General features: G+C 47.8%; 6 protein-coding genes. 4 read left to right on the top strand and 2 right to left on the bottom strand.

The features are described 5' to 3' along the window. Nucleotides 1-766: 766 nt before the first annotated feature. The gene (locus tag NG346_RS06105) at nt 767-2,500 is read right to left on the bottom strand and encodes an ATP-binding protein (protein WP_262279447.1); all 1,734 of its coding nucleotides are present in this window, start codon (nt 2,498-2,500) and stop codon (nt 767-769) included. A 162-nt stretch (nt 2,501-2,662) separates the two neighbouring features. Then, complete coding sequence (rnr, locus tag NG346_RS06100; RefSeq protein WP_262279448.1) at nt 2,663-5,017, bottom strand: ribonuclease R; 2,355 nt, start codon at nt 5,015-5,017, stop codon at nt 2,663-2,665. Nucleotides 5,018-5,145: 128 nt separating this feature from the next. On the opposite strand from rnr, the gene NG346_RS06095 reads away from it, so the two are divergent. From NG346_RS06095 to NG346_RS06080, 4 genes are all read left to right on the top strand, one after another. Continuing rightward, nucleotides 5,146-6,141, top strand: a complete 996-nt coding sequence (locus tag NG346_RS06095) for an NAD-dependent epimerase/dehydratase family protein (protein WP_262279449.1) — start codon at nt 5,146-5,148, stop codon at nt 6,139-6,141. Beyond that, nucleotides 6,141-7,127, top strand: a complete 987-nt coding sequence (locus NG346_RS06090; protein WP_262279450.1) for a phosphatase PAP2 family protein — start codon at nt 6,141-6,143, stop codon at nt 7,125-7,127. The genes NG346_RS06095 and NG346_RS06090 overlap by 1 nt, the downstream gene beginning before the upstream one ends. A gap of 212 nt (nt 7,128-7,339) precedes the next feature. Then, the gene (locus tag NG346_RS06085) at nt 7,340-8,845 is read left to right on the top strand and encodes a transposase (protein ID WP_262279451.1); all 1,506 of its coding nucleotides are present in this window, start codon (nt 7,340-7,342) and stop codon (nt 8,843-8,845) included. A gap of 252 nt (nt 8,846-9,097) precedes the next feature. Continuing rightward, the gene (locus NG346_RS06080; protein ID WP_262279452.1) at nt 9,098-10,048 is read left to right on the top strand and encodes a hypothetical protein; all 951 of its coding nucleotides are present in this window, start codon (nt 9,098-9,100) and stop codon (nt 10,046-10,048) included. Nucleotides 10,049-10,550 lie beyond the last annotated feature (502 nt).

The following is a 10,550-nucleotide window of genomic DNA, read 5'->3' as shown; positions in this document are numbered from 1 at the left end:
TTTCTTGTTCCATGACCGCAAAGGTAAGCAAAAAAAATAGTTTTAGCACGCTATCATATCAAGTTCTTTGGTTAGGCAGCGGCATCCGTCCGCCACGGACAATCCCCCTTGGGCCATAATCAACTGCTTTTTTATGGAAACCATCCGTTTCCGATTGCAAACTTACGAAATTAAAATGGAAACGGCCTGGTTCAAATTGGTCCAAATTGGTTTGTCACTAAAAAATCATGGTTCTGACATGGCTGGCACACATATTCATCAAACATGTTGAATATACATTTACTTTACAAAACACCTTCAACATTTTCTTGCAATCTAGAGAGCGAAATCTTAAGTTTCGCTTCTCAAAATCAGAAAAGGCAAGCGAAGTCATTCTATTTTTGGCTTTTCTTAGGCTCAAAAAGGCACTTTGACCCTGTCATCTCGGCGTGATGACAAGGTCAGAAAGGTGAGATGACAAGGTCAAAGCGCCTTTCTGACCAAAAATTCTCTAGAGAATTTTTCGAGAAAAGCCCTTTCTGATTGTCACAAAAAGCGCACATATTCATAATGCGTTGATTATCTGACAGATACAAAAACACACTATTTTTCGCGAAAATCAGCCCAAGAGAGGTCTTCGTTCAAAAAAATCGATTCTCAGAACCTGTTTTTTGTCAGAAAACACAACAATGAGAAGAGAAAGCCCACAAGAGGCCACTCATCTCGTTTCAATTCTTTGACTCTTATGTTCTCAGCTTTACCCCTTTACCTTTTTACTTTTTTACCTTTATCTTATTTCCTCCATCTTCACGACATCATAGCCTTTGATCTGCACGACGATGAGGTGGAGCTTCGTGCCGTGGAGCATTGTTTGCAACTTACGGTCGGCGGCGTAGGTCTTGATCTGCGCGACGGCCTCGGTCCACTGCTGGGCAGCCTCAGCGCCGGTAGCGTCGGTCTTGAGATACTTCAGCTCTAAGATATAGCTGTGGGCAACCATCGGGTAGACTGTATAGTTGGGCAGCAGGAAGAAGTCGCAATAGCCGTGAGAGAATTCCATCTCGGGGGCGACAAGGTAATAAGGGGCAAGCGAGAGAAACGCATTCATGAAGCCTTGCAGGTTGCGCTCGCCTTCGATGAGCTGGCGCACGGCGGTGGTGTCGTGATAAGCCTTGAGGATATAGTCCATCATCGGGCGCCAGTTGCCCTCCAAAGCAGCCTGATAAAATGGAACGTTGAGTTGCGAGACCGCGATAGGGTGAATTTGCTGGAAGGCCTGTATCAGATAGTTGTAGTATTGTTTGCGCACGTTGTTGTTTGGAATGCCCAACTTCAGCATAGCGCCTAAGGTGCCGCGAATGGTGAGCATGCCATAGTAGAAGAGCAGACTGACGAAGTTGTCCTCATCGGTAATGCTCTCCGCAGGGAAGTAGCTGTTGATCATCGCAAAGGTGTAACCCGTGTGCACGATGTCGTAAATGGTTTGTCGACGCTCCTCCGTCATGTTGCCGATCTCAATAAGGTTGCGCAGCTTCTTATAATCGGTCTTTGTATTCGGGTCGACCATCTCTTTCGGCTTGTGTCCGGTATCGATAAGCGTACTCATATAGTAGCAGACCATATCGCTGTTGAACATACTGGGCTCAGTACCGAAGCTGTCCTCTGCAAAGCAATAGTTGTCATACCACGGTTTGATGTCGTCGATGATGCTGTCCTCTGTAACTTCCGGCTTGATAGCACCAACCTCTTTGTAATAACGAATCATCTGTCGCACCTCTTCCTCAGAGAAGCCGAGCATCTGGTTGAAACGCGAGTCGATGGTCATGTTCAGCGCAATGTTGTAGCCGCTCGTCAAGTCATCGAGGGTGATGGGGGCGACGCCGAGCATGATGATGCGGTGGAACATCGGCTTGAAGATCTTGAACACATCGCGGTAGAAGCCCGTGCCGTGAGTAAGGTCATGGTAAGCTTTTTGCCCCTTTACATTCAATACGTTGTTGGTAAAGTTGTCGTATTCGTCAACAATAAGGTATAGTGGATAGCCTGCTGCATGGGCTGCGTCACTGATAAAGTTAAGCTTTTGCTCCCCTCTCTTTATCTGTTTCAACTCATCTGCGAAGGTATCAGGATAAAATCGTGCGTAGGCCTTTGCGAAGCTATCGCAGCGCACCTCCATGTAAAGGTCGAAGTTCTCTCGCAAGCGATCCACATCACTACCCACACGCGAGAAGTCGAGATGCAACACTTGGAAGCTGTTGCGGTACTCCGTCGGATGGTCTGCCACATACATTCCCTTGAACAACTCCTGGAAGTTGTCCTTCTCGTTGATGTCGTAGTAGGCTTCAAGCATGTTCAGGAACAGACTCTTGCCAAAGCGGCGCGGGCGGACGAGGAAGAGAAAATTGCCTGCCCGTTCCATCCGCTCGAAGAACATGGTCTTATCCACCAGATATTTGTTTTCCTGTCGCACCTGCTTGAAGTCAGAGATGCCGTAAGGTATAGGCTTGAAATCGTTGCTCATCGTTTCTTTCACTTGCACTTGTCTTTTCTGCAAATATACGCCATTTCCCCCATATATGCAAGCTTTTATTCGATAAAAAAGGATGGAGTAGCAAAAGAAGACTCGCTTGCTGAATGGATATAGAAAAAGGGACGGCCCCGAAGGAACCGTCCCTTTATGGTGTTACTTTTTCTTTTTTCCGCTTCCGCGACGCCCTTTGCCCTGACGGCGGCCCTTGCTCTTGGCAGCCTCAGCGGCAATGTCGCCCATATCGGAAATCGCTGCGCGCGTGTCGTCATGCTGACTTGAAGCTGACGGTGCATCAGTCTTACCGTCATCGCCGTCCTTGGCGATGACGAAGTCAAGCTGACGGCGCTCCATGTTGGCACGGTCCACACGGATGCGTATCGGGTCGCCAAGCTGATACTTATGATGGTGGCGACGACCACGGAGCAGGAAGTTCTTCTCGTCGAAGTCGTAGTAGTCATCATCAAGATCACGCATGGGCACCATGCCCTCGCAGTGGTTGGAGTCTATCTCGGCGTAGATGCCATAGCTGGTGATGCCGCTGATATGTGCGTCGTACACCTCGCCGATATGGTCACCCATGAACTCCACCATCTTGTACTTGATGGAATCACGCTCAGCGTTCTGTGCGATCTGTTCCATATCGGAGCAGTGCTCGCAGAGCTCCTCATAGTGTTTTTCGTTGGCCGAGCGCCCGCCCTGCTGATATTTTGTCAGCAACCGGTGCACCATCGTGTCGGGATAGCGGCGGATCGGCGACGTGAAGTGAGTGTAATACTCAAAACCCAGTCCGAAGTGTCCGATGTTGTGCACACTGTACTTTGCCTTCATCATCGCACGCAGAGCCACGCTTTGCACGAGCTTCTGCTCGCGCTTGCCCTCACACTCGTCCATGAGCTTGTTGATGCTCTTGGCCATGGCACCGCGTGTGCCGTCGGTCTTGACCTTATATCCAAACTTGACGATGAACTGCCGGAGCGTTTCCATCTTCTCCGGATCCGGGTTGTCGTGGATACGATAAGGGAATACTTTGGCTTTCTTGCCCTTGGGCACACGGCCCACACTCTCGGCAACCGTGCGGTTAGCCAGCAACATGAACTCCTCGATGAGCTTGTTGGCATCCTTCGACCGCTTGAAGTAGCAACGGGTAGGATGGCCTTTCTCGTCGACGTCGAAATGGAGTTCCTCGGTGTCGAACTTCACAGAGCCGTCTTTAAATCTTCTTTCACGCAGCTTCTTGGCAAGCCGGTCAAGGGTACAGAGCTCCCATCCGTACTCATCCTTATAGCCTGCCGCACCCGGGTCGGGAGCCGGCTGTCCCTGTCCGTCCACGACACCGTTGTCCTCCAGCACCTGCTGTGCTTCCTCATAAGCATAGCGACGGTTGGAGCGGATGATCGTGTGGACGATACGTGAGCGCTTGACATTGGCATCCTCGTCGAGATCAAAGATGACACTAAACGTCAGCTTGTCCTCATTGGGACGCAACGAGCAGACGAAGTTGCAAAGGCGCTCGGGCAACATCGGTATTGTGCGGTCGACGAGATAGACCGACGTGGCACGCTTCACGGCCTCGCGGTCGATGATACTGCCTTCGGTGACATAGTGCGAGACATCGGCAATGTGCACGCCCACCTGATAGAGTCCTTCATCGAGCTTCTTGATGGACAGGGCATCGTCGAAGTCCTTGGCGTCGGCCGGGTCAATGGTGCAAGTCCATGTATCGCGGAAGTCCTCACGCTCGGCAACGTCCTCGGGTGTGATCTCGCCCGTGATTTTCTCCGCGGCGTCCTCCACGTTCTTTGGATACTTATACGGCAGACCGTACTGTGCGAGAATGGAGCACATCTCGGCATTGTTCTCTCCGGTCTTGCCCAGCACGTCGACGACTTCGCCAATCGGATTCTTATGATTCTCGTCAGGCCACTGAACGATCTTCACGAGCACCTTGTCGTCGCTCTTTCCACCCTTGAGTTTCTTCTTAGGAATAAGGATGTCCTGCACGAAGGTACTGTTTTGCGTGACGCAGAAGGCAATGTCGCGGTCCACACGCAACCGGCCGACAAAAGTGTCCTTGGCACGGCTGAGAATCTCTATGACTTGTGCTTCCTTGATATGTTTCTGGCGGCGAGCCATGAACGAAACCCTTACACGGTCGCCCGTGAGTGCCGACATGGAGTTGCGCTCAGCCACAAAGATCGGCTTGTCGCTGCCGTCGGCAAGGAACGAGTTCTTGCCGTTGGCCTTGCGCACGAAGGTACCCTCCTGCACCTGTCCTTTGGTGTTGAGCTGATAAGCGTTCTCACCTTTCTTGGTGATGAAGTCGTCCCACGCCATCTCTTCCATGATGTCCATGGCAAGCATCTTCAACGGGTGCGTGTCGAGATGAAGCGCACGGAATATGTCTTTCAGTGTTAGTTTCTTTCCTGGTTGCGATGAGAAGAATTGTTCCAACTGTTGGGAAAGCTGCTTCTTCGAGATGCGCTTACCCGCTTTCTTACCTTTTCCCATAGGCTAATGATCTAAAAGATGAATTTGTGATGCAAATTAACGAAAAAGAATTGAATAATCCTAATATCGTTTGGATTATTTTGCTTAAAATCTGAAATATGTAGTATCTTTGTAAGCAAATAGAAACTATGAACATTCTCATCACCGGTGCCAGTGGCTTCATTGGCAGTTTTATCGTAGAGGAAGCGCTCCGACGAGGCTTCGAGACGTGGGCCGCCGTACGCAAGAGCAGCTCACGTGCCTATCTGCAAGACCCGCGCATCCACTTCATCGAACTGGACTTCAACTCCAAGGACAAGCTCGTGGAGCAGCTCCGAGGACATGATTTCGACTATGTCGTACATGCCGCCGGCGTGACCAAATGCCTGCATCCCGACGACTTCTTCCGCGTGAACTACGAGGGAACACGCAATCTTGTGGAGGCCATCTTGGAACTGCACATGCCGATGCGACGCTTCATCTACATGAGTAGTCTGAGTATCTTCGGTGCCATCAGGGAGCAACAGCCCTATCACTGCATCACCGAGCACGACACGCCACGGCCCAACACAGCCTACGGACGCAGTAAGCTCATGGCTGAGAAATTCCTCGACAGCGTGGGCAACGAGTTCAACTATATCGTTCTCAGACCCACCGGTGTGTATGGTCCAAGGGAAAAGGACTACTACCTCATGGCCAAAAGCATCAAGCAGCACGTCGACTTTGCGGTAGGCTTCAAACGGCAGGACATCACCTTCGTATATGTCAAGGACGTGGTACAGGCTGTCTTCCTGGCTCTCGACCACGGCATGTCGGGACGGAAATACTTCCTCTCTGACGGAGAAGTCTATCAGAGCTCCACATTCAGCAACGAGCTGCGTCAGGCCATGGGACGTCCATGGTGGATACGTATCAAGGCACCGATCGCCGTGCTGAGGCTCGTCACCTGGTGCGGAGAGTACTACGGCAGACTCACAGGACATATCACTGCCCTGAACAATGATAAATACAATATCCTCAGACAACGCAACTGGCGCTGCGACATAGAGCCCGCTTGCGACGAGCTCGGCTTTCATCCCCAATATCAACTCCATCGCGGCGTACAGCTCACCGTGAAATGGTATCAAGAAAACAATTGGCTATAATGCAACTCAAGAAATGGTTTGAAATCGAAAAGCATCCCCACAAGGGTCCGATGCTCCTGGAATGGGTGGTTATCGGCTACATGGTCTTCACACTGCTCATCATTCTCTTCTGCTTCACAAAGGTGCAGCATCCCGAAGCAATGATTTGGGACAGAGTAAGACTGGGTGTGATCACCATGGCCATGTGGGTGGTCTATCGGCTCATCCCCTGCCGTGTGACACGATTGCTGAGGGTGTTGGTGCAACTCGTGATGCTGAGCTGGTGGTACGGCGATACTTATCAGATCAACCGCATGTTGCCCAACCTCGATCACGTCTTTGCGTCGCTCGAGCAGCAGCTCTTTGGCTTTCAACCTGCACTGGTGTTTTGTGAGCATTTCCCGCAGCACTGGATCAGTGAGATTCTCGACATGGCCTACGCGAGCTACTTCCTTCTTTTCGTGGGCACGATTGTCTATTATTTCTTCAAGCGCTACGACGACTTCGAGCGTTGCGCCCTCGTCATACTGGCATCGTTTTTTAGTTTCTATGCCATCTACGACCTGCTGCCCGTTGCCGGACCGATGTATTACTATCATGCGGTGGGCATCCAGAAGATAGCCGCCGGCATTTTCCCCAATGTAGCGGACTATTTCAGCACCCACACCGAGATGATGAAAAGCCCCGGATACAGCGACGGCATCTTCTATCACCTCATCACTGACGTGCACAACGCGGGCGAGCATCCCACAGCGGCTTTCCCCAGCTCGCATGTAGGCATATCGGTGATCGCACTGCTGATGGCAGGACGTGCCCGCAGCAAAGGGCTATTCTTCACGTTGCTGCCCTTTGTGATGCTGATCTGCTTCGCCACGGTGTATATCCGCGCCCACTATGCCATCGATGTTTTGGGCGGCCTTATTGCTGCTGGATTCTTCTATCTGCTGTGGAACCAAGTCTACAACAAGTTTGCTGATAACGCTAATGCGAAGACAAAACGTGTTTAAGTATAAAAATAAAATTCATATCGAATAATCATCATTAAGTAGTGTTCGCTGAATAAATATAACGTTCTGATATTCAGAAAATAGTAACGTTTTTACTTGGTGATTTAACAATTTGTTTGTATCTTTGTGGTGTTAAAGGAGACAGAAGATGAAGTATACGTCGCAGAATAAAAACAGACAATTGACGCTGGACATCTTCAGGTCGTCGCTTGATGATCTGGAGTTGGGTCGTACTCGGCGATACTCTTCCTTGGGCTGAACTGGAGAAAGTCTATAACTCCAAACTGCATAACAAGGACAAGGGCGCAGGCAACAAACCTGCCAGAATGATCATTGCTGCGATGATTATCAAGCACAAGATGAATCTCTCTGATGAGGAGACCATCAGGATTATCCAGGAGAATCCTTATATGCAATATATGTGTGGTCTGTCGGAGTTGACCGACCAACCTATTTTCGATCCATCTTTGTTTGTCACAGTCCGTAAGCGCATCACCGATGAGGAGATAAACGAAATGACCGTCCGATTGCTTGAAGAGCAGAGAAGGCGCAAGGCCGAAGCGGAACTGCACAAGGACAAGAGCGACGATGGGAATGCCGGAGCAAAGAATGACAACGGAGCCACCAAGGATGAGAGCAAGAAAGATATCGTAGAGGATGACCCTTTCGCCAAGGAGTTTAAAGACTCGAAGGGCAGAATCCATAAAGGGGTGTTGAAGATGGATGCCACGTGTGCCAATGCAGAGGTACGTTATCCCGTAGATGTTGATATTATCCATGACGGTTGTAAAGTTGTGGACAGATACATACATAGTATTTGCAAGACACTGAAGATTCGTGATCAGCACACTTCTTACAAAGATTCCCGCAGGGCCTATCTCGTACTTGTAAAGATGAAAAAGAAAGGCGGTGAACTTGTCCGCCGGACCAAGTCCTACATGCTTAGTTGCCTGAACAAGGAGCTCAAGCAGATAGTTGAGCTTTTTGTCAACCACACGAGCTGCAAGGCTCTTCTGACGAACTATGAGCAGCATACACTCAACGCCACCTTTGACATGTACGCCCAACAACAGGAGATGCTCGACAATGGAACACATACATGTGCCAACCGCATCGTCAGCATCTTTCAGCCTCACATAAGACCTATCATCCGCGGCAAGGCAAAGGTCGAGTTTGGTGCCAAGATTGGCGTAAGCATCTACAAGGGCTATTCGTTCGTTGATCATCATAGTTGGGATGCATATAACGAGAGCTCCGACTTGGAGCTCCACACTCGCTTGTTCGAACAGCGCTTTGGTTGCCTTCCAGCTACCATCCTCGCTGACAAGATATATATGAATAAGGCTAACCGGGACTTCTTGAAAGCCAATGAGATTAAGACCTACAGCAAGCCTCTCGGCAGGCCGCCAAAAGAGCCCAGACCGCCCGAATATTACGACAACATGGCCAAGGCCATCGGGGACAGAAACGAAGTCGAATGCTCCTTCGGCACCGGCAAGAGAATCTACAGAGCCGACAACATACGAGCCAAGCTTCCCAATACAGCTGAATGCTGGACAGGAATGTGCTACTTTGTCAAAAACGTGATGAAGTTCCTTAGGGAACTTTGTCTTTGCCTTTTTGAGAAAATCGACTTTTGTCTTCATATTATAACCTTGGGGCAGAAACTGCAAGTTAAAATTCTATACAGGTCCTATGCCCTTTTGTTAATTCAGTGAACACTAAGTAGAGAACATTAATACATCCTATTCTATATGAAAGACTCGTTATATTTTCATACAGAGCATATTTAGTTGACCACCTCTACTTTAGGCGAGTTGAAATGCAATGTAAGCCACAAAATACTTAACGTATGTTAATTTGTAAAAGAAGAATTGTACAATCGGATGATATTTGCTATATTTGCAAAAGAAAAAATAAGTGCGCACTGAAATTAAAATAATCGTATTATTAATCTTTAAAACATTTTTATGAAAGAGACAAACAAGATACTTGCTTTGCTCTATGTGTTTATAGCAAGTTGCATCATGATGTCATGCTCCAACAACGCCGAGTATGGCTCGCTAGAATCAGCCAACAAGGAGGCGGTCGTAACCAACTCAGACTTAATTAAACAACTTATGTCATATAATGACAGTATTCTTAATACACGTCCTAAGACCCGAGGCGCAAAAACTTTTGCAACAGTTGCATTAAATGACGTTGTGGGGGCTTATGTAGGTGGTAAAGTTGGTGCAAATATCGGATCTAAGGTTGGAACTATCTTAGGAAGTCCCGTACAAGGTTGTGTCTTTGGAGCTGCTGTCGGTGCCATAGGATGGGGAGCTTGGAAATCATATAGGGCATATCGTCGGTCCCATACATGTTCTTACTCCATTATTGTTGATAATACTTTTGCATGTGTAGATAAGAAATTTGATGCAAATTCTGTGAGAACACTTTCCGACACATTGACTTACGAAGGCGTCTCTCTTACAAAAGAGGAGAAGAATATTGGTCAAGCTCATAATGCCGTTTTAGATTTGGCATTAAAAAATAGAAAATTGGGATTTACGAGAGCACAACAGGAAGAACTAACTAACAGAACAGAAGAGAAAGAAGAAAATTCAAGCATGTCAGTAAAAATGCATAACATGTGCATGTCTGATGAATTCATACAATCTTGTACCGAATTAAATGATAGCATCATTAATGGTAAATTTAGCCCCAACGATAAAGCGAATTTAATTGTAAAACTGTTTAATAATGCATTTGAAACTTCAACCGACAATGATGATGTTAACAAGCATGTAACAAAATATAAAACACTGATAACAAGTTCTACCGAGTTATCTGATGATGAAAAAGGATGGATTTGTAAAGCGCTTGCAACTGCTGTCTACAGTTATAATTACTGGAAAGAAAATAATATAGATAATTGATTACCATGAAGTCGATTTTTTGGGTTACATCCAGTCTTCCTACTTTTAGCTTTATGCTATACTTAGCTCAACCACTTCTGCAAGGTAGTGAGACCATGACTATGGTGAGCTATGTGCTGATAGCTGCGGCACTCGCCCTATATCTCATAGGATGTGTGGCCGCATATCGTAGAAAAGAGTATTCGTCACTCATTGAAATCTTCGGTACCAAACGCGACTTTCTCTACGATGCGTTTGTTTCCGTCATTGGCTTGATGATTCACTATTCTACAGGCTACGACGATGCAATAACTTGGTGTATGCTACTTGTCGTATCTGTACTAAGCCTTACCCAAACAAGACATTCGGTATCTGCAAAGCAGAGTGCAGAGTAATCAAGAAGTAAATAGCATTTAAAAAGCCCGTATGAGTATATTATTCTTTACTCATACGGGCTTTTTGTGCCATGAAACCTTACCGTTACCCTCTCTTATTCCGAATATGAAACGAGCAAACACCCTTT

Source organism: Hallella absiana (genome assembly GCF_025457485.1).
Taxonomy (GTDB): Bacteria; Bacteroidota; Bacteroidia; order Bacteroidales; family Bacteroidaceae; genus Prevotella; species Prevotella absiana.
The sequence above is the reverse complement of the archived record's forward strand: the minus strand, read 5'-3'. Positions and strand labels throughout refer to the sequence as shown.

Coding starts and splice junctions, on each gene's coding strand:
- NG346_RS06105 (WP_262279447.1), bottom strand. CDS start 2,500: ATGAGCAACGATTTCAAGCCTATACCTTACGGCATCTCTGACTTCAAG.
- rnr (WP_262279448.1), bottom strand. CDS start 5,017: ATGGGAAAAGGTAAGAAAGCGGGTAAGCGCATCTCGAAGAAGCAGCTT.
- NG346_RS06095 (WP_262279449.1), top strand. CDS start 5,146: ATGAACATTCTCATCACCGGTGCCAGTGGCTTCATTGGCAGTTTTATC.
- NG346_RS06090 (WP_262279450.1), top strand. CDS start 6,141: ATGCAACTCAAGAAATGGTTTGAAATCGAAAAGCATCCCCACAAGGGT.
- NG346_RS06085 (WP_262279451.1), top strand. CDS start 7,340: ATGATCTGGAGTTGGGTCGTACTCGGCGATACTCTTCCTTGGGCTGAA.
- NG346_RS06080 (WP_262279452.1), top strand. CDS start 9,098: ATGAAAGAGACAAACAAGATACTTGCTTTGCTCTATGTGTTTATAGCA.